The organism is Arthrobacter sp. Leaf234 (genome assembly GCF_001422665.1).
In the GTDB taxonomy this organism is placed as follows: domain Bacteria; phylum Actinomycetota; class Actinomycetes; order Actinomycetales; family Micrococcaceae; genus Arthrobacter_D.
Genome location: NZ_LMLU01000007.1, coordinates 216,852 through 237,772, shown reverse-complemented (window position 1 = coordinate 237,772; position 20,921 = coordinate 216,852). Strand labels below are relative to the sequence as shown.

Here is a 20,921-nt window from a genome sequence, read left to right as displayed (position 1 = left end):
GCATCCTCGCGCGTGGAGGCGCACACGCCACGAGGCTGGACCGCATGTCCTCCTCCACGAGCCCCGCAGCGGGCAGCCACGCGTCCCCGGCCTATGCCGTCACCTCGCCCGCCGACATCCTGTCCTACGTACCCCATGCCCTCGGATTCATGCCCGAGGAGAGCCTCGTCGTCCTGACCACCTCGGAGCGGCGACTCGGCGCCACGCTCCGGGTCGACCTCCCGTGCTCCGGCACGGACCGGCTGACCTTCGCGGAGGGTGTCCTGTCCTTCCTCGAGGGCGACACGGAGGCGGACGGCACGCTGGTCCTCGTGTATGCGGGCCAGGAGTGGCAGCGGCTCACCGCCCCGCCGGCGTCCGACACGGTGCGCGCCCTCGAGACCGTGCTCGGAGCTGCCGGTCTGCCCGTCCGCGCGGGCTGGCACGTGTCCCACGAGGCGTGGCGGGACTACTTCTGCCGCGACGAGGAGTGCTGCCCCTGGCCGGGCCGGCCGCTCGACACCGTGACAGACAGTGCTCTCAACGCGGAACTCGTCTACGGCGGCAGCGCCTTCGACGCGTCCGCTCCCGCCGCGGTGGAGCGGGCCACACCGTTTCTCCGGTCGGGGTCCGCGGGGACGGACGGGGCCCGCCCGGACATCGAGGAGGCCCGGGCCCGCGCCGGCGTCCGGTGTGCAGGCCGATGGGCGGACGAGGGCCGGTTCCGGGCGACGTCAGCGATGTGGGATGCCGTGCTCGAGGGCACTCCCGGAATCGACGTCGCCGCCGACGCGGGGCTCGCAGGCTTCCTGCTCGCCACCGTCGAGTCGAGGACGGTGCGCGACTTCCTCCTGGTCAGCGCGTGCCTGGGGTCCGCCGCAGCCCTGCAGGGCGTCGCGGCCTCCGGCCTGCTCCGACCGTCGCGGAGCCCGGGGGCGATGGCCCCTGCGGCGTCCCCTGCGGCGTCCCCTGCGGCGTCCCCTCGCGACGCCGGTCCGGCGCAGGTGCCGGAGCGCGTCGACCTTCCCGAGGCGCTCCGGGCGGCGCTGGATCACGGAGCGACGTCCTCGGCATCCGTGTCGGTCGGGCAGGAGGAGGATCCCGGCTCCCTCGGCCATCTCCTCGACGAGGCAGCCCGGCTGTACGGCGATCTCCTCGCCGGGCGCTACGCGGGGACCATCCAGTGGGCACGCGTCGATGCGATGAGCCATGTGCTCGGTCGCCTCCCTCTGGTCGGCGAGGGGGAGTCGAGGGCCGCCGCGCTGACGATGGCCGGCTGGTTCGACTACGCGCGGGGCAGGGGATCACGGGCGGCCGTCTACCTGGACGCCGCCGAGCAGGCGGTGCCGGGGTATCGTCTCGCCCGCCTGCTCCACGAACTCCTCCGGCGCGGTGGGATGCCCGCCTGGGCCAGGACCCGAAGGACGGCATGGACGGCGACGGCCGGGCAGGGTCGTGGGACCGCTGCGTGACGGGCACTCACGGGGGTAACGGGTGCATCCTGCCGCGCCCGTGGGTACCGACGGAAATTTCCGGCGCGACGGTCGGTCGTGAGACAATGAAATTTGAGACCCGGTTGGGTCCGTGCACCAGAACTCCATCGAGCATGCCCGTCCGTGCAAGGCCGCAAGGCACACGCCGGCAGGGAATAGCTCGGTCGGCGGAACCGTTCTCCAGGGAACGGACTCCGTCGGTATCGTCTGGGATCAGCGCGGACTTGACAGGGTCATAGTGGTGTTGTCCGTCTGATGACATCACACACCGCCGTATGAAAGGTCCCCTGTGCCGGTCAAGAAGACAGCAGCTCCGGCGTCGACAGACGCTGGTACCACCACTACCAAGCGACGGGTAGCGGCCAAGAAGCCCGCCACGAAGGCTGCTTCCTCCGCTGCGGCGGCGAAGGCCTCCGCCGCGCAGGGTTCGGTGGACACGCTCGAGCCGACGGATCCGGCCATCGAGGTCGCCGTCGACACTGACTCCGAGGACGCCAAGCCCGAGGCGGCCGAGGTCGGCACCACCACCGGTTTCGTCTACTCCGATGCGGACGACGACGACGCCCCCGCGCAGCAGGTCGTGTCGGCCGGCGCGACGGCCGACCCCGTCAAGGACTACCTCAAGCAGATTGGCAAGGTCGCGCTGCTCAACGCCGAGCAGGAAGTCGACCTCGCGCTGCGTATCGAGGCCGGCCTGTTCGCCGAGGAGAAGATCGCCGCCGATCCGGACATGGATCCGAAGCTGAAGCGCGAGCTCGAGTTCGTGATCCATGACGGCAAGCGCGCCAAGAACCACCTCCTCGAGGCGAACCTCCGCCTGGTCGTCTCGCTGGCCAAGCGCTACACCGGCCGTGGCATGCTCTTCCTCGACCTCATCCAGGAGGGCAACCTCGGCCTCATCCGCGCCGTCGAGAAGTTCGACTACACCAAGGGCTTCAAGTTCTCGACCTACGCCACCTGGTGGATCCGCCAGGCCATCACGCGGGCCATGGCGGACCAGGCCCGCACCATCCGTATCCCCGTCCACATGGTCGAGGTCATCAACAAGCTGGCTCGTGTCCAGCGACAGATGCTGCAGGACCTCGGCCGCGAGCCCACTCCGGAGGAGCTGGCCCTCGAACTCGACATGACGCCGGAGAAGGTCGTCGAGGTACAGAAGTACGGCCGCGAGCCCATCTCGCTGCACACGCCGCTCGGCGAGGACGGCGACTCCGAGTTCGGCGACCTGATCGAGGATTCCGAGGCCGTCGTGCCCGCGGATGCCGTCAGCTTCACCCTCCTGCAGGAGCAGCTGCACTCCGTCCTCGACACCCTGTCCGAGCGTGAGGCCGGCGTCGTCGCCATGCGCTTCGGCCTGACCGACGGGCAGCCGAAGACGCTGGACGAGATCGGCAAGGTCTACGGCGTGACCCGCGAGCGGATCCGCCAGATCGAATCCAAGACGATGTCCAAGCTGCGCCACCCCTCGCGCTCCCAGGTGCTGCGCGACTACCTCGACTGATCAGCGACGCCGGCATTGCCGGTCCTGCTCGGTCGACACAGGGCCCCTCCCTCGGGAGGGGCCCTGTGTCGTTCGAGCACGGCACCGGGCGTCCCGTCGGCTCCCGTGCCGTCACGCCTGCAACGCGCAGCAGCTCGCCCTGCGGAGGTGATGGCTGGGCCCGCACGCCAGGTGGCTCGTCCAGAAGCAGGAAAGGCCCCCTCCGATGGAGGGGGCCTTTCCTTGTCAGCTCCCTGTACACGGGGGGAGCCGGTGTCGTACGTCGGATGGGGCGGGATGATCCCGGTCAGTCGGCCGCGACGACGGGCTTCTCATGAAGCCGCTGGGTCTCGTCCTGCCACTCGGATGTGAGCGGCTTCAGGTTTGCTTCGACTGCACGCGCGTGGTGGCCGCAGAACAGAAGCTCTCCACCGGAGGACTGAAGGACCGCCCGCACGTAGGCCTGGGCGCCGCATCGGTCACAGCGGTCCAGGGCAGTGAGTTCGCGAGTTGCTACTGCAGTGGTCATGAATGCCTCCTCATGTGGATCGTGTACTCATATAACCACTATTCGTCGCAGCCTCTTCGCAGGCTGGGCCTCCTTTCGCTCCGGGCGTACCGGGGGTATGGGAGGCAGTCGCCGAGCCCCGGAACCAGGCCCCGATCGCGCCCTTCCGGCCGGTGTCGGTCACCCGTAATAAACTGACGGAGAGCCATCCCCACCATCACCCTCCTGACTCCTGTCCTGGATCGTGCCGTCCCGCCAAGGAGACCCCCGCACCGTGACACCTCCCACTTCGGACTACACAGCCCGGCACCTCTCGGTGCTCGAGGGACTCGAAGCAGTCCGCAAGCGCCCCGGCATGTACATCGGGTCGACGGACTCGCGGGGCCTCATGCACTGCCTCTGGGAGATCATCGACAACTCGGTTGACGAAGCCCTGGCCGGGCACGGACAGAGCATCACCGTCATCCTGCACGCCGACGGGTCCGTCGAGATCCACGACGACGGGCGTGGTATCCCGGTGGACATCGAACCCAAGACCGGTCTGACCGGGGTCGAGGTCGTCTTCACGAAACTCCATGCCGGAGGCAAGTTCGGTGGCGGCTCCTACACCGCCTCCGGCGGGTTGCACGGTGTCGGGGCCAGTGTGGTCAATGCCCTCTCCTCGAGGCTGGACGCCTTCGTGGACCGCGGCGGCAAGACGTACACCATGTCCTTCCGCCGCGGTGAACCCGGCACCTTCAAGGACGCGAGGACGCCGTCGCCCACATCCGCCTTCGAGCCGTTCCTCGACGGATCGCGCCTCGACGTGGTCGGGACGGCGAAACGGGGTGTCACCGGGACGCGCATCAGGTACTGGGCGGACCGCCAGATCTTCACCGCCGATGCGACCTTCTCCTACGAGGAGCTCCAGACGCGGGCACGACAGACGTCCTTCCTGGTCCCGGGACTCCGCATCGTGCTGCGCGACGAGCGGAGGATGCCGGGTACGCCCGGTGAGTCCGGGCCGGTGGAAGAGGTCTTCCAGCACGACGGCGGCATCTCGGAGTACGCCGAGTTCCTGGCCCTCGATGCCGCCGTAACGGACGTCTGGCGGATCCAGGGGTCGGGTCGGTTCAAGGAGTCGGTCCCCGTCCTCGACGAGCGGGGACACAGCAGGATGGCCGAGGTCGAGCGCGACTGCGACGTCGACATCGCCCTGCGCTGGGGCATCGGCTACGAGACCACCGTGCGCAGCTACGTCAACATCATCGCGACGCCGAAGGGCGGGACGCACCAGAGCGGCTTCGAAGGGGCCCTCCTGAAGACGTTCCGCAAGGTCATCGGGGACAACGCCCGCAAGCTGAAGGCCGGCAGCGACAAGATCGAGAAGGACGACGTCTTCGCGGGGCTCACCGCCGTGCTCACCGTGCGGCTCGCCGAGCCCCAGTTCGAGGGCCAGACGAAGGAGATCCTCGGCACGTCGGCGGTGAAGGCCATCGTGACGAAGGTCGTCGAGAAGGAGCTGCAGGCGCGGCTGACCTCCTCGGCGCGCAACGACAAGACGCAGTCCACGCTCCTCCTCGAGAAGGTCGTGGCGGAGATGAAGTCGCGCATCTCGGCGCGTGTCCACAAGGAGACCCAGCGCCGGAAGAACGCCCTGGAGACCTCGACCATGCCCGCGAAGCTCGCCGATTGCCGCATCGACGACCAGGAGCGTTCCGAGCTGTTCATCGTCGAGGGGGACAGCGCTCTCGGGACGGCCAAGAACGCACGGTCCTCCGACTACCAGGCGCTGCTTCCCATCCGGGGCAAGATCCTGAACGTGCAGAAGGCCTCGGTCGGCGACATGCTGTCGAACGCCGAGTGTGCTGCCCTTATCCAGGTCATCGGCGCCGGGTCCGGACGGAGCTTCCAGCTCGATGCCCGGAGGTACGGCAAGGTCATCCTGATGACGGACGCCGACGTCGACGGCGCGCACATCCGCACGCTCCTGCTCACGCTGTTCTTCCGCTACATGCGGCCGCTGGTGGAGGACGGGCGTGTGTATGCCGCGGTCCCGCCCCTGCACCGGGTCGAGGTGATCAACGGCGGGTCGAAGGCGAACGAGATGATCTACACGTACTCGGAGGCGGAACTCAACCGCCTGCTCGCGGCGATGGAGAAGCAGGGCAAGCGCTACAAGTCGCCCATCCAGCGGTACAAGGGATTGGGGGAGATGGACGCCGACCAGCTGGCCGAGACCACCATGGATCCGCGGCACCGTACGCTGCGGCGTGTGCGGATCCAGGAGGCGGAGTCCGCCGAGCGCGTGTTCAACCTCCTCATGGGGAGTGATGTCGCTCCGCGGAAGGACTTCATCGTGGCCGGAGCGTCGTCGCTCGACCGGGACCGCATCGACGCCTGAGACGTCTCTTCAGGAGACGCGAAGCCGCGGTCACGGCTCAGCCGAGCAGTTCCGGTGCCACCAGCAGGACGGGCGGGACCACGAGCAGCAGGCCGGCCGTCGAGAGGGCCAGACCCTGCTGGAATCTGCTCAGTGGTGGAAGCGGTGTGAGCAGCCGGCTCAGGCGGTGCGCCGTGGACCGCGTGTCGGCCGTCCCGCCGGTCACCTCGGCACCTGCACTCGTGTCGCGTCCGGGGTCGTCGGCAAGGGGGTCGTCCAGGACGTCCTCCGCCCGGGGGAGCGCCCCCGAGCCGACGATGGCGATCGCCCGCACGAGGGTGGGCTCGTCCACATGGCGCAGAGCCTCGTCGTCGGCGAGCATCTCGATGAGCTCACTCACGGCCCGCTGGGCGAGCCGTGACGTCGGAAGCCAGGGGAGCGCGGAGCGCCAGGCCGCGAACGCCCACAGCAGCAGGTGGTGGCGCTGGTGCAGGTGGGCGCTCTCGTGCGTCAGCACGGCGTCGAGTTCGGCGCGGGTCAGCAGGTCCATGAGGCCGTCGGACATGACGGTGACCGACCGGGCGCCACCGGGCAGGCAGTAGGCGACCGGAGCGGGATGGTTGATCACGAGCGTTGCGGGCTGATCCGCCGCAGGCGAACTCAGCAGGTTCAGCATGTCGCGGTGCCGGCGGCGCTGGCGCCGGATGCGCATGAAGGTCAGGACCAGGGTGCTGACCAGATGGGCGAACAGCAGGGTCGCCGCGCTGATGGCGAAGACGTGGACGACACCGAGTGTCTCAGCGGATTCGTCGTCGATCAGGATGTCGAGGAAACCCACGGAGGCGGAGACGAGGTTGTCCCCCAGGGGTTCGAGACCCCAGACGAGCATCGCCCCGATCATCGACAGGCCACCCGCCAGTGCAATCGACTGCCAGAGCACCATCGCCGTGAACGGCGCCCGGGCCGGCCAGGACGCACGTGACAGCGCGATCGGCGCAGGCCACGCGAGGATGATCGCGAGAGCCGCCAGGAGATAGGAGGCCCAGAACATCGGAGGGTCAGCTGCCGCCGAGCAGCTTGCGGAGGGTCTGCGCCTCGGTCTCCGAGACGCTGCCGATGAAGCGGGCGAGCACGGCCTCGCGGTCGGGGGCCGTCACGAGGACCTCGTGCATCAGCTCTGCCGTGTGGTCCTCGCGGCTGGTCACCGACCTGTACCGATGAGGGCGGCTGTCGCGCTCCCGCTCCACCAGGCCCTTCTTCTCGAGCCGGGACAGGACCGTCAGCACCGTCGTCACGGCCAGTTCACGTCCCACTTCTCCCGACGGTGCCTCGGCGATGGCGTCCCGCAGTTCATTGGCGGTGGCCGCCTCCGGCGTCGCCCACAGCAGATCCATCACCGTGCGTTCGAGGTCTCCGAGCGTTGCCATGTTCTTCCTTCAGTCATTCCGCGATCCCGGCCCGCCTCGGACGGGGATCCGCTCCCGGCAGGGAGCGATGAGGCGTGGTGCATCTAACGTACAGCGTCGAGCCGCACATTTCTACTCCACGTAGAAGTGCAGTCGGAATCGTTCTACACTGTGTAGAAGAACTCTTCTACACGCCGTAGAAGTCCCGTCCGGAGCGACGGTGGGCACAGCTGAGAGGGTCTCATGGAAGCCTTGGAGATCGCCAGGTGGCAATTCGGGATCACGACCGTCTACCACTTCGTCATGGTGCCCCTGACGATCGGTCTCGGGCTCCTGGTGGCGATGATGCAGACCATGTGGCATCGCACCGGTCATGAGCAGTATCTGCGCATGACCAAGTTCTGGGGGAAGCTCTTCCTCATCAACTTCATCGTCGGGGTGGCCACGGGACTTGTGCAGGAGTTCCAGTTCGGCATGGCGTGGAGTGAGTACAGTCGTTTCGTCGGTGACGTCTTCGGCGCCCCGCTGGCCATGGAGGCGCTGCTCGCCTTCTTCGTCGAGTCCACCTTCCTGGGCCTTTGGATCTTCGGCTGGGGCCGCCTGCCGAAGCGGCTGCACCTCATGTCGCTCTGGGCGGCGGTCCTCGCCTCGGTGTTCTCCGCCTACTTCATCCTGGTGGCGAACTCCTGGATGCAGCACCCCGTGGGCGTCGAGATGGTCGACGGCAGGCCGGTGATGACGGACGCGTGGGCCGTCTTCACCAACAACACGGCGCTCGTCGCCTTCCCCCACACGCTCTTCGGATGCCTCGCCGTCGCCGGGGCATTCCTCCTCGGCATCAGCTGGTACCACCTGTGGAGGCGTCGCCACGACGGGATCGACGCCGTCGGTGCGGACGGCAGGGTCGTCGTCGGCGCACGGACGGGGTCCCGGGACGCCGTCGACCACGCCGTGTGGCTGCGCTCGGCGCGCGCCGGGGCCGTCGTCGCGATGATCGCGTTCGCGGGTACCGGGATCACCGGCGACCTCCAGGGCAAGCTGATGTTCGACCAGCAGCCCATGAAGATGGCCGCGGCCGAGGCTGCCTGCCACGACGGCACCGGATTCTCCATCCTGTCCGTCGGCAACCTCGGGGCGCAGAGCTGCGACGACATCACCGCCGTGATCGAGGTCCCGGGGGTGCTCTCCTTCCTCGCCAATGGCGACTTCACCACCGAGGTCAAGGGTGTGAACACCCTCCTCCCGGAGTACCAGGAGAAGTACGGCACGAATCTGCCCGACGACCCCCGGTACGGCGACCTCGCCGGCACCGAGATCGACTACCTGCCCGTCATGGAGGTCACCTACTGGGGCTTCCGCATCATGATCGGCTTCGGTGCGATCGCGGCCGCTGCAGCCGCAGCCGCCCTGTGGGTCCTGCGCAGGGGCACCGTCCCGGAGTCGCGCTGGCTCATGCGCCTGGCGGTGTTCGGCATCCTCGCGCCCTTCGGCGCGAACATCGCGGGCTGGGTGTTCACCGAGATGGGCCGCCAGCCCTTCGTCGTCGCCCCCAACCCGGATCCGACCGGCGTCGACGGAGTCTTCATGTTCACCGCGGCAGCCGTGTCACCCGGAGTGTCCCTCGCCGAACTCGTCACCTCCCTCGTGCTGTTCACCGCCGTCTACGCCGTGCTCCTCGTCGTCGAGGTGAGGCTCCTCGTGACCTACGTCCGGGGTGGCACCGCATCCGCCATGCCCGAACTCGCCCACACCGACGACGACGAAGACCCGCGGAGCGGCAGGAAGGACGACGGCGATGTCCTCGCGTTCGCGTACTGACCGGCCCTTCGATCCTCGCGGGACCGCCATCGGTGCCCGTGCACCCCACCCGTCCGCACCCCGAAAGGCACCACGATGACCGAGGCCCTGCCCACCGTGTGGTTCGTCCTCATCGCCCTGCTCTGGGCCGGCTACCTCTTCCTCGAGGGTTTCGACCTCGGCGTCGGCATGCTCATGAAGCTCATGGCGCGAAGCGACACCCAGCGGCGCGTCCTGCTCAACACCGTGGGGCCGGTCTGGGACGGCAACGAGGTCTGGCTCGTGACCGCCGTCGGTGCAACCTTCGCCGCGTTCCCCCTCTGGTACGCCTCCCTCCTGTCCGCGCTCTATCTGCCGTTCATGCTCGTGCTCCTCGGACTGATCTTCCGGGCCGTGGCCTTCGAGTGGAGGGGCAAGCGTGACAGCGACGCCTGGCGCAACCGGTGGGACTGGGCCATCGCCCTCGGCTCCTTCACCGCGGCAGCAGGCATCGGGGCGGCCCTCGCCCTGACCACCACGGGACTGCCGCTCGACGCGAACGGCGACCGGGTCGGCGGGGCGTTCGCCTGGGCCACGCCACCGGCACTCCTCGGAGCGGTCGCCGTCGTGCTCTTCTGCCTCGTGCACGCGGCGGCGTTCGTGGCACTCAAGACCGAGGGTGGCGTCCGCCGCCAGGCTGATCGCCTGTTCCGGCGGCTGCTGCCGGTCGCCATGATCCCGTTCGTCGGGTGGGCGCTCCTCGTCCAGGCCGACGACGGCACCGTGGTCACCTGGTCCGCCGTCGTCCTCGGCGTGGTCGCCTTCCTGGCCTCCTACAGGTCCGCCGCGACCGGGCGGGACGGCCGGGCCTTCGCCGCCCTCGGCATCGGGATGCTCGTCCTCGTCGGGTCCATCTTCGGCGCCGCTTTCCCTGTGGTCCTGCCGTCCACGATCGACACCGCGTTCGACCTCACGGTGCAGAATGCCTCGTCCTCGCCCTACACGCTCGGCCTGATGAGCATCGTCGCCTGCATCGGATTACCCCTTGTCCTGGCGTACCAGGCCTGGACCTACTGGGTGTTCCGCCGGCGTGTCTCCGAGGAGAGCATCCCCGCGGCCCACGCCGTCCACGCCCTGTGAGCGGAGCCATCAGGACCGGCATGCGCGACTTCACGCCCACCGCGGACGTCCCCGCCGGTGACCTGTCGCAGGCGCCCGCTGCGTCGGCGCCTGCCGCGCGGAGGTCCCCCATCGCCTCCTTGAGGGCGGGCGGACCGGCCGGTGCGGCCGGATCGACGACGGCGGTCTATCTCCTCGGTGTCCTCGCCGCAGCACGCGCGCTCGGCCTGGTCCTCATGGCGCAGGCACTCGCTGTCGGCATCGCCTCCGTCGCCGCAGGCGATCTCGAGGTGGGGGCCGTCCTCGTCCAGGGCGTCGCGGGCGCGATCCTCCGGACGGTGGCGGCCTGGGGGCAGGACGCCACCGCCGCCCGGCTGGCCCTCGGCGTCCGCGAGCGGCTCCGTGAGGCGGCGCTGCTGCGCGTGCTCGACGACGGGGGGACCACCCGGGCGGCCCACGGCGGCACCGGCCAGGGCTCCCTCGCCGTGCTGCTCACACGCGGCCTCGACGGACTCGACGCGTACTACACGCAGTACCTGCCGTCGCTCATCACCTGCACCGTCGTGCCACTCCTCGTCGGCGCGCGGATCCTCGCCGCAGACTGGGTGAGCGCACTCATCATCGTCCTCACCGTCCCCCTCGTGCCGGTGTTCATGGTCCTCATCGGCCTGCACACGCAGGAGCGGACGCAGCAGGCAGCCACGGCGCTCGGACGGCTCTCCGACCATCTCCTGGAACTGGCCCGGGGGCTGCCGGTGCTCGTGGGCCTCGGCCGCGCGGGCGAGCAGACCAGGGCGCTGCGCGAGATCGCCGCAGATTATTCATCGCGCACCATGACGACCCTCCGGACCGTCTTCCTGTCCTCGCTGGCCCTCGAACTGATCAGCACCATCTCGGTCGCCGTCGTCGCCGTCTTCGCCGGTGTACGCCTCATCCACGGGGACCTTGGACTCGAAACCGCCCTGATCGCCCTGATCCTCGCGCCCGAGTGCTACGGGCCGCTGCGCGACGTCGGAGCCGCGCACCACGCGAGCGAGGACGGCGAGGAGAGCGGCGAGCGCGTGCGCGCCGTCATCGACGCCCCGCCGCCGTCGACGGCCGGTGCGGCTTTGGTCCGATCGGCGGTGGCGGACCCGGTGACCGCCAGGCTGGAGGACGTGACGGTCCGGTACGACGGCGTCGTCCCGCCCGTCGTGTCGGGCGTGTCCTTCCGGCTCGACCGGGGAACGGTCACCGCACTCAGGGGACCGAGCGGGACCGGCAAGTCGACGCTCATGCGCACTCTTGCCGGCGGGGCGGCGCTGCCGGCAGGGCTGCACCTGGAGGGGACGATCACAACACCGGCGGACGGCGCGGTGGCGTGGGTTCCGCAGCATCCGGAGCTGATCGCCCCGACGGTGCGCGCAGAACTCGCGCTGTACGGACGGACGGAGGAGGACGATCCCGCGATCACCGAGGTGCTCGCAGGCGTGGGCGCGGCGGACCTCGTCGACCGTCGGACGGGCGAGCTCAGTCCCGGCGAGCTGCGGCGCGTCGCCGTCGCCCGGGCTCTCCTGCGCGCGCAGGACCCTGCAGTCGGGCTGCTCCTCCTCGACGAGCCGACAGCGCACGTCGACGAAGGATCCTCCGCAGCCATCCGCGCCGCGATCGCGCTGCGTCGGCCGGGGCTGACGGTCCTTTTGATCGCGCACGACGACGCCACCGCGGCCATCGCCGACACGCAGGTCCACCTGGGAGCCGCGGCCGGCACCCGGGCCACCACGAGTGCGTCGGCCGTGGGTCTGCCGATCGCTGACAGGCCTGACGCGCCTGACGGGCCCGAGCTACGGGCATCGGCGGTCGCATCGTCGCCCACCCCGTCCGCCACGTCATTCGGCACCTCGACCGGCTGCCCGACCGGCTGCCCGACCGGCAGCCCGACCGACAGCCCGACCGATGTCTCGACGGATACCCTGACCAGCAGCTCGACCGGCGTCCCGACCGGTGCATCGACCGGTGTCCCGTCCGGTGCATCGACCGGCGTCCCGACCGGTGTCCCGTCCGGCGCATCGGCGCCGGCCGCTCCACGTGCTGCGTCCCGCGCAACGGAACGGACAGCAGGGCGGACGACGGGACGGATGACGGGACGGACGGCGGAGGATCCGTCTGCGGACCCGTCCACCGGCGTCCCGGGGACGCGACCGTCCGTCTCCGGGTGGCTGCATTCGGCGCGTCACGTGCTGGTCCTCGTGAAGCCGTGGGACCGGCGCTTCGTCGCCGCGACACTCCTCGGTCTCGGATCCGCCGTGTTCGCGGTCGCCCTGGCCGCGCTCAGCGGCTGGCTGATCGTCCGCGCATCGGAACAGCCGCCCATCCTCTACCTGCTCACGGCGATCGTCGGCGTGCGATTCTTCGGCATCGGCCGGTCGCTCCTGCGCTACGAGGAGCGGCTCTGGCTCCACCGGGCGGTCTTCCACCGGGCGGACGAGACGCGGCTCCGCCTCTGGACAGGCCTCCTCCGCGCAGGGCAGTCCTGGCGGACGCTGGCTCGCGGATCCGGCGCGATCGAGCAGCTCGTCGGCGACGTCGACGAGCTGAGGGACCTCTCCGCGCGGGCGCTGTCACCCTTCCTCACCGCTGGCCTCACCGGCGCGGCGGCCCTGGTGACGACTGCCGTCCTGCACCCCGCCTCCCTGGGCTGGCAGGTCCTCGCCGTGGGCGGCGCCGTCGTCGTCGCGCCCGTGGTCGCGGTCCTCAGGGAACGGGCGGCGGGTGCTGCGGCAGTGCAGCTGAGGGCGGATGCCCTCGGACGGGTAGCGCGGCTGCTGCGGGCCGCACCTGATCTCCGCGTCAACGGTGTCCACGGTCCCGCCCTGCTGGCGACACGTCGGACGGAGGCGCTGCTCGCCCGCGCGGCGCATCGTTCCGCAGCGGCAGCCGGGGTGTCGACCGCGGTGGTGGTCGCCGCGTGCTCAGCCGCAGCTCTGGGCATCCTCGTCACGGCGGAGGGGCTGCCGGCCGATGTCACGGCCGTCCTCGTCCTCATGCAACTCGCCCTGATCGAGCCGTTCGCGGCCGGTACATCGGCCGTCCGGCACTGGGGTCCGCTCGCCGCCGTGGTGGGGAGGCTCCGGCCGTCGCTGGACGCTGCGCCGACGGCGGGACGCGACGACGCCCGGCCGGACCGGCAGGATCCCGTCGCCGCCTCGACGCTCGCCCTCGAGGACGCCTCGATCGGGTACGTGCCCGGGGAGCCCGTGGTCACCGGCGTGGACCTCACGCTCGTCCCGGGTCGGTGGACGGGTCTCACCGGCGCTTCGGGGAGCGGCAAGTCGACCGTCCTCGGCGCGCTCCTCGGCTTCCTGCCGCTGGATACGGGGCGGCTCCTCGTCGATGGCGGGTCCGCCCGGCCGTCGACGAGGCCGCGGGTCGCCTGGTGTCCGCAGGAGAGCCACCTGTTCACCTCCACCCTGCGGGCGAACCTCCAGCTCGCCCGGAGGCCCGGGGATCCCGCCACGGAGGAGGAGCTCCGCGCGGTGGTCCGGGCGGTGGGCCTGGCGGAGCTGGTGGACGGACTCGAAGACGGTCTCGATGCCCAGGTGGGCTCCGGCGGGTCGCGCCTCTCGGGCGGGCAGCGCCAGCGGCTCGCCGTTGCACGTGCCCTGCTCACGCGGTCCCGCGTCGTGCTCCTCGACGAGCCGACCGCGCACTTGGACCGTGACGGTGCCCGCGCGCTGCTCACCGACCTGCGCGGTGGCCTGCCGCACACCGCCGTACTCCTCGTGACGCACGATCCCGCCGAGGCGGCGACCTGCGACGAGGTCCTGCTCCTCGGCGCGGCGCGCAGGCAGGCGGAGGCCGCGGTACCCCGCATCCGCCCGTAGTCGTGTCCCGATGGGACCTACGGCCCCGCCCGGCCCGCCCGGCCCGCCCGGCCCGCCCGGCCCGCCCGGCCCGCCCGGCCCGCCCGGCCCGCCCGGCCCGTCCGCACTGGACCGGTCCTGCGTGTGCCGGGGCCCGGGACCCCGCCGCGCCCGGAAACCGCCCGGAGGCGGACGGACCTCCAGCGGGGCCGGTTGACCCTGCAATACGCTGGCATCATGACGCGCGAGACTTCATCACCGGACATCGGTCCCACCTCCGACCGCGGGGAGGGCGTCCTCCCGCTGCCCGCTGTGCTGCAGTGGCGGCCGCTGGCCTACGCGGACATCGACCGCTGGCTGGCGCTCGTCAGGCGGATCGCCGTTGAGGACCAGCCGGACTGGGTGGAACAGCGTGCCGATCTCGAGCAGGCCCTCCGGGCGTCGAAGAACGACCCGCGGCGGGACACCCTCGCCGGTCTCGACGACGACGGCGTCCTCCGCGCGTTCGGCCGGGTGTCGATGAACGCCGGCTCGTCACTCGTCCACGGCGCGGGCGGCGTTGATCCGGCCTGGCGCCGGCGGGGGATCGGCGGAGCGGTCCTCGCGTGGCAGGCACGGCGTGCAGCGGAACGAGTGCGGGACACCGGCCGGACCGACGGCATCTTCCGCAACTATGTCGAGGAGCGGAACCCCTCGCACCTGGCGCTGATGACGGCGAGCGGGAGCACGATCGTCCGGTACTTCACCGAGATGACGCGCCCGCTGGACCAACCCATCCCCGATCTGCCGTTCCCCGCCGAGCTGGAGCTGGTGACGTTCGCGGACGGCGCGGACCGCAACATCGCGGAACGGGTGCGCCTCGCCCACAACGACGCCTTCCAGGACCACTGGGGGAGTGAGCCCCGGGACCAGGAGTCATGGCAGTTCACGGTCAGTCATCCGGAGTTCCGCGACGACTGGAGTCTCGGCCTGGTGGACCCCCGCACCGGGGAGGTGGTGGCCTATCAGCTGGCGAGCTTCGACCCGGATTCGCCGGAGCTGCTCGGTCATTCCGAGGGCTACACCGATCTGCTGGGCGTGCGGCGGAAGTGGCGGGGACGGGGACTCGCCCCGGCCCTTCTCGCCGAGGCGATGCGGCGCTACCGTGCGGCGGGAATGGACAATGCCGGCCTCGGTGTCGACACGGAGAACCCGTCCGGTGCGCTCGGCCTGTACGAGCGCATGGGATTCGTCCCCACGCAGCGCTCCATCGTCTTCGATCTGCCCCTCGACCCAGCGATCGACTGACCCTTCCCGCGCGACCACGGGACGCCACGCCGCGCCAGGAGGACGGGCGGCCACCAGCCCGGCCGGGAGGGGCTAGAGCAGGGTGCCCTGCGCGTCGTCGGGTGTTCCACCGGCCGAGCCGTCGACCGCCCTGACCGTATCCGGAGCATCATCGTTCGCGGGCTGCGTCTTCCCGACCGGAGCCTCCGCTCCCGATCTCCCGGGCTCGAGGAGTCCCTTCAGCGCCGGGCCGACCGCGTCGATCTGCTGCGTGAGGGGCACGCCGGATCCGTCCCGGCGTCCGTGCTCGGTCGGCAGGGCCCGCGCCACGCCGTTCGTGGAGGCGGCCCTCGCCGGACCGTGACCGGCCCAGGCCAGGGAGAGCGATTCCTCGCCGCGAAGGAAACGGTGGGCGCGCACTCCCGCGGTCGCGCGTCCCTTGACCGGGTACTCGGCGAACTCGGTGACCTTGGCCGAGCCGGCCGAGGTCCCCGGCAGTGCATCTCCCGCAGCCGTGACCGTCACGACGACGGCCTGGCCGTCGCCGGCCGCGACGGCGCCGAAGTGCAGCACGGTGTCCCCGGCCCCCAGCTTGATGCCTGCCATCCCGCCGGCGGTCCTGCCCTGCGGCCGCACGGCCGACGCCGGGAAGCGCAGGAGCTGGGCCGTGCGGGTGACGAAGACGAGATCGTCCTCGTCCGCGGCGGTCGCGACACCCACGACGGCGTCCTTCGGCTTCAGCGAGATGACCTCCCAGTCGTCCCTGTTCAGCGGATGGTCCGGCTGCACGCGCTTCACCACGCCCTGCGCCGTGCCGAGAGCCACCACGCCGTTGAGCGGAGCGAGTCCTATCAGGCGCTCCCCGCGCTCGAGGGTGATGAACTCCGTCGACGGCACGCCGCCCGCGAGATTCGGCACTCCGGCCGTGGGCGGGAGGGCCGGCATGTCCATCACCTGCAGGCGGATCATGCGACCCGCCGACGTCACCGCACCTACCTCGCCGCGGGCCGTGGACGGCAGCACGGAACGGAAGGCGTCGTGCTTGATGCGCTGGCCGTCGGCAAGAGGCTCCCGGTCCGACGTCCGGGCGAGCTGACCCGAGGCCGAGAGCAGGACCCAGCAGGGGTCGTCGGCGATCTCGAGCGGCATGACGGCCTTCGCCCCCTTGCCCGCGGGAGCGGGCAGGCTGGACCCCTTGAGCGGGGCGGCCGCCTCGGACTCGAGGAGGACCGTGCGGCGTGGTGTCGCGAACTGCTCGGACAGTGCCGCGAGCTCGTCGGAGACGAGGGTCCGCAGGCGCTCCTCCGACCCGAGGATCGCCTCCAGCTCGGCGATCTCGAGACGCAACTGCTCCTGCTCCTTCTCGAGCTCGATGCGCGAGTAGCGGGTGAGCTGGCGCAGGCGCAGTTCGAGGATGTAGTTGGCCTGGATCTCGGTGAGATCGTAGATGGCCATCAGGCGCTCGCGCGCGGCGGAGGACTCGTCGGACGAACGGATGATCTGGATGACCTCGTCGATGTCCACGATGGCGACGAGCAGGCCCTCGACGAGGTGCAGGCGGTCGCGCTTGCGCTGCAGCCGGTAGGAGGTGCGACGGCGGACCACGAGGATGCGGTGCGCTACATAGACCTGCAGGAGCTCCACGAGCCCCAGGGTGCGGGGCTGTCCGTCGACGAGCGCCACGTTGTTGATGCCGAAGGAATCCTCCATGGGCGTGAACCGGTACAGCTGCGCGAGGACGGCATTCGGATTGAACCCGTTCTTGAGCTCGATCACGAGCCGCAGCCCGTGCTTCCGGTCGGTGAGGTCGACGATGTCCGAGATGCCCTGCAGCTTCTTGGCGGTCACGGCGTCCTTGATGCGCTCGATCACCTTCTCCGGGCCGACGGTGTAGGGCAGCTCGGTCACCACGAGGCCTGTCCGCCGCGCGGAGAGCTGCTCCACCTTGACCGTCGCCCGGGTCTTGAACGAGCCGCGGCCCGTCGCGTAGGCGTCGCGCACGCCGTCGAGCCCGACGATCTTCCCGCCGCTCGGGAGGTCCGGGCCGGGGATGAACCGCATGAGGTCCTCGAGCGGTGCGTCGGGGTTCGCGATCAGGTGACGTGCGGCGGCGACGACCTCGCCGAGATTGTGCGGCGGCATGTTCGTCGCCATGCCCACCGCGATCCCGCTCGCACCGTTGACGAGGAGGTTGGGGAAGGCCGCCGGGAGCACCTCGGGCTGTTCGAGCGAGTTGTCGTAGTTGGGGATGAAGTCGACGACGTCCTCGTCGAGGTGGTTCGTCATGGTCAGCGCCGCTGCTGCGAGACGGGCTTCCGTGTAGCGCGCGGCCGCCGGTCCGTCGTCGAGCGACCCGAAGTTGCCGTGCCCGTCGATGAGGGGCAGCCGCAGGGAGAAGTCCTGGGCCATGCGGACCATGGCGTCGTAGATGGCGCTGTCACCGTGCGGGTGGAGCTTCCCCATGACCTCGCCCACCACGCGGGCGGATTTCACATGGCCGCGGTCGGGACGCAGCCCCATGTCGGACATCATGTAGAGGATGCGCCGCTGCACGGGCTTGAGCCCGTCGCGAGCGTCCGGCAGGGCACGCGAATAGATGACCGAGTACGCGTACTCGAGGAAGGACTCCTCCATCTCGGCTTCGACGTCGACGTCGATGATCTTCTCGGTGAAATCCTCCGGCGGAGCGGGGGTCTGGCGCCTGGCCATGTGCGGCTGTTCCTCAGTGGTTCGGGGGGTGATGACGGGGTGCTGTGCCTGCGTCCACCCCGCGGCGCGGCTCCGGTGACGGCCGGGCCTGCGACACCGCAGGGGATGCCGACTACCCTGAGTCTATGGTGGCGGACGGACAATACCCGGAATATTGGGAGGCTGATGTCATCCTGCGCGACGGCGGCACGGCGCACCTGCGGCCCATCTCGCCGACGGACGCCGATGCGGTCCAGGCCTTCCACGTACGCCAGTCCCAGGCATCGATCTACCTCCGCTTCTTCACCTACAAGGCGAAGCTGAGCGCCAAGGAGCTGACGCGCTTCACCGAGGTGGACCACCGGGACCGCGTTGCGTTCGTCATCACGCGGGGTGCGGACATCATCGGGATCGGCCGGTACGACCGCCTCGACGATCCCCTCGAGGCGGAGGTGGCCTTCAACGTCTCGGACCACCACCAGGGCCGCGGCGTGGGGTCGATCCTCCTCGAGCACCTCGCGGTGGCCGCTCGCGAGAACGGGATCCGGCGGTTCTCCGCCGAGGTGCTTCCCGAGAACCGGAAGATGATCACGGTCTTCGCCGAGGCGGGTTACGAGGTGGAGCGCCACTTCGACGACGGCGTGGTGATGCTCAGCTTCGACATCGACCCCACGCGGAAGTCGCAGGCCGTGATGGAGGCGAGGGAGCACCGCGCGGAGGCGCGGAGCATGGCCGAGCTCCTGACGCCGTCGTCGGTCGCCGTCATCGGCGCGAGCCGTGAGTGGGGGACGGTGGGCCACGCGCTGCTGGAGCACCTCGTGGACGGCGGATTCACGGGCCGCATCCACGCGGTCAATCCCGAGGCCTTCGAGCTCGGCGGCATGATCTCGTACGCCTCCCTCGCCGAGGTGCCCGAGCAGGTCGACCTCGCGGTGATCGCCGTGCCCCACGAGGAGGTCGACGCCGTCGTGGACGACTGCGCGCGTGCCGGCGTGAAGGGCCTCCTGGTGGTGACCGCGGGCTACGCCGACGACGCCGGTGAGGGCATGGTGCGGCAGCGCGCCCTCGTGCACAGGGCGCGGGCCCACGGCATGCGGGTCGTGGGACCGGCGTCCCTCGGCCTGGTGAACACCGATCCCCTGGTGCGCCTCAACGCGTCGATGGCACCCGACCTGCCGGAGCGGGGGGCCCTCTCCCTCTTCAGCCAGTCGGCGGGACTCGGGGTCCTCCTCTACGCCAGTGCGCACCGCCGCGGCCTCGGCGTCTCCTCCGTCATCTCGGCGGGCAACCGCGCCGACGTGTCCGGTAACGACGCCATGCAGTTCTGGGAGGACGATCCCTCCACCCGTGCTGTGGGGCTCTACTTCGAGTCCATCGGCAACCCGAGGAAGTTCTCGAGGATCGCCCGGAGGCTAGCCCGCACCAAACCCGTGATCGTGGCGAAGTCCGACGTCACCGGCCTCCAGCTCCCGCCCGGGCACGCCGTGCGGACCAGCCAGGCGCCGCCGGGAGCGCTCGACTCGATGCTCCGGCAGTCCGGCGTGATGCGCGTCGAGACCACGGAACAGCTGATGGACATCGCGCAGATCGTCGCGAGCCAGCCGCTGCCCGGGGGTGGCGGGATCGCCGTGTTCAGCAACTCCTCCGCGCTCGGCAAGGTCGTGGCGGACGGCGTCGTGTCGCAGGGCATGACGGTCGCCCGCCTCCACACCGACCTGCAGCTCGACGCCGGGCAGTCCGTCGCCCTGCCTGCCCTCGCCGCGGCGGTGGACGGTGCCCTCGCCGATCCGGCCGTCCACGCGGCGGTCGTGACGACCCTGCCGGCGCGCGGGCTGACCGCCGAGTCCGTCGCCGCCTGCCTGCAGCGGTGCGCGGAATCCGCGGGCAAGCCGGTCGTCGCCTCCTTCACCGGCATCCTCGACGCCGCCCTGCAGCTCGACGGGCTCGTCACCGCCGCGTCGGCGGGCGGCGTGAGCCCGGCTCCGCTGGACGCCACGCCGGAGGGCGAGGGGAAGGGTGGCGTGCAGGTGGAAGCAGCGCACGACGGGTCCGCACCCGCGGGACCGTCGCGAGCGCCTGCGGGACCTGTCACGACGGCGGCCGACGGACAGGCCGCGACGCCGCTGGCGCTCCCGCTGCAGCGCGGACTGCCCTGCTTCACGAGTCCCGGTGCGGCCCTCGCCGCCCTCGGCGCCGTCGTCCGGTACGCGCGATGGCGTGCACGGGACCACGGCGAGTTCCTCGACCCGGAGGGGGTCGACGTCGACGCCGCGGCCGCTGTCCTCGCGACGGCGCGGAGGCGCGTCGCCGACGTCGAGCTGTCGCGCCTCACCGGCGAGGAGTGCGTCGCGCTGATGGCCGCCTACGGCATCCGCCTGCTGCCCTCTGCGCGGTTCACCACGGCCGAGGAGGCAGTCGCCGAGGCGACACGCCTGGGCTGGCCCGTCGCCCTGAAGACGATGGACGAACACCTGCGGCACCGCCTCGATCTCGGTGGGGTGCGCCTGAGCATCGACGATGCCGCCTCGCTCCGGCGCAACATCGCCCAGATGGAACGTGTCCTGGCCCCGTTCGGGAGCTTCGGCATGGAGGTGCAGTCCATGGCGCCGGCGGGCCAGGCCTGCAGTATCCGCGCCATCGAGGATCCCCTCATGGGACCGGTGGTGTCCTTCGGTCTCGCGGGCGACGCCGTCAACCTCCTCGACGACTGGGCGCACGCCGTCCCTCCGCTCAGCACGGTGGACGCCGCCGACCTGGTGCGTTCTCCCCGCGCGAGCCGCAAGCTGTTCGGGTACCAGGGCCTGCCGCCGGCCGACGTCCCCGCGATCGAGGACCTGCTGGCGCGGGTCGCGCTGCTGAAGGACAACCATCCCGAGATCGCCCGGCTCGACCTCAACCCGGTGCTCGTCGCGACGTCCGGGCTGACCGTCCTGAGCGCCGCGATCGACGTCGGGAACCCGCAGCGGCGGACCGACAGCGCGCGCCGCGCCATGCGGGACTGA

General features: G+C 70.7%; 12 protein-coding genes. 8 read left to right on the top strand and 4 right to left on the bottom strand.

All coding sequences use genetic code 11. The features are described from left to right. Positions 1–44: 44 nt before the first annotated feature. Positions 45–1,451, top strand: coding sequence for a DUF4192 domain-containing protein (locus ASF21_RS13405; protein ID WP_055772192.1), 1,407 nt, complete (start codon positions 45–47; stop codon positions 1,449–1,451). Positions 1,452–1,761: 310 nt separating this feature from the next. Next, the gene (locus tag ASF21_RS13400) at positions 1,762–2,973 is read left to right on the top strand and encodes an RNA polymerase sigma factor (protein ID WP_055772189.1); all 1,212 of its coding nucleotides are present in this window, start codon (positions 1,762–1,764) and stop codon (positions 2,971–2,973) included. A 286-nt stretch (positions 2,974–3,259) separates the two neighbouring features. Here the strand turns inward: ASF21_RS13400 and ASF21_RS13395 are convergent, their stop codons facing one another. Then, on the bottom strand, positions 3,260–3,481 hold the full coding sequence (locus ASF21_RS13395; RefSeq protein ID WP_055772186.1) for a hypothetical protein: 222 nt from the start codon (positions 3,479–3,481) through the stop codon (positions 3,260–3,262). Between the two features lie 253 nt (positions 3,482–3,734). Between ASF21_RS13395 and ASF21_RS13390 the strand changes: the two genes are divergently transcribed. Continuing rightward, positions 3,735–5,843 carry a DNA gyrase/topoisomerase IV subunit B gene (locus ASF21_RS13390; protein ID WP_055772183.1) on the top strand — a complete coding sequence of 703 codons (2,109 nt, stop codon included), beginning with the start codon at positions 3,735–3,737 and terminating at the stop codon, positions 5,841–5,843. A 37-nt stretch (positions 5,844–5,880) separates the two neighbouring features. On the opposite strand, the gene ASF21_RS13385 is transcribed toward ASF21_RS13390, so the two are convergent. Both ASF21_RS13385 and ASF21_RS13380 read right to left on the bottom strand, forming a co-directional pair. Then, entirely contained in the window at positions 5,881–6,873 is a 993-nt protein-coding gene (locus ASF21_RS13385; RefSeq protein ID WP_055772180.1) for a M56 family metallopeptidase, read from the bottom strand. A 7-nt stretch (positions 6,874–6,880) separates the two neighbouring features. Continuing rightward, positions 6,881–7,249 carry a BlaI/MecI/CopY family transcriptional regulator gene (locus tag ASF21_RS13380; protein WP_055772177.1) on the bottom strand — a complete coding sequence of 123 codons (369 nt, stop codon included), beginning with the start codon at positions 7,247–7,249 and terminating at the stop codon, positions 6,881–6,883. 222 nt (positions 7,250–7,471) lie between these two features. On the opposite strand from ASF21_RS13380, the gene ASF21_RS13375 reads away from it, so the two are divergent. From ASF21_RS13375 to ASF21_RS13360, 4 genes are all read left to right on the top strand, one after another. Beyond that, positions 7,472–9,046 carry a cytochrome ubiquinol oxidase subunit I gene (locus ASF21_RS13375; protein WP_055772173.1) on the top strand — a complete coding sequence of 525 codons (1,575 nt, stop codon included), beginning with the start codon at positions 7,472–7,474 and terminating at the stop codon, positions 9,044–9,046. A gap of 75 nt (positions 9,047–9,121) precedes the next feature. Continuing rightward, a complete protein-coding gene (gene cydB, locus ASF21_RS13370) occupies positions 9,122–10,144 on the top strand; it encodes a cytochrome d ubiquinol oxidase subunit II (protein WP_055772171.1) in 1,023 nt (340 codons plus the stop codon). A gap of 20 nt (positions 10,145–10,164) precedes the next feature. Then, positions 10,165–13,986 carry a thiol reductant ABC exporter subunit CydD gene (gene cydD, locus ASF21_RS13365; RefSeq protein ID WP_157365918.1) on the top strand — a complete coding sequence of 1,274 codons (3,822 nt, stop codon included), beginning with the start codon at positions 10,165–10,167 and terminating at the stop codon, positions 13,984–13,986. A 216-nt stretch (positions 13,987–14,202) separates the two neighbouring features. After that, complete coding sequence (locus ASF21_RS13360; protein ID WP_200914838.1) at positions 14,203–15,252, top strand: GNAT family N-acetyltransferase; 1,050 nt, start codon at positions 14,203–14,205, stop codon at positions 15,250–15,252. Positions 15,253–15,324: 72 nt separating this feature from the next. Here the strand turns inward: ASF21_RS13360 and ASF21_RS13355 are convergent, their stop codons facing one another. Next, a complete protein-coding gene (locus tag ASF21_RS13355) occupies positions 15,325–17,940 on the bottom strand; it encodes a DNA topoisomerase (ATP-hydrolyzing) subunit A (RefSeq protein WP_082471556.1) in 2,616 nt (871 codons plus the stop codon). Positions 17,941–18,065: 125 nt separating this feature from the next. Between ASF21_RS13355 and ASF21_RS13350 the strand changes: the two genes are divergently transcribed. Then, the gene (locus tag ASF21_RS13350; protein WP_055772165.1) at positions 18,066–20,921 is read left to right on the top strand and encodes a bifunctional GNAT family N-acetyltransferase/acetate--CoA ligase family protein; all 2,856 of its coding nucleotides are present in this window, start codon (positions 18,066–18,068) and stop codon (positions 20,919–20,921) included.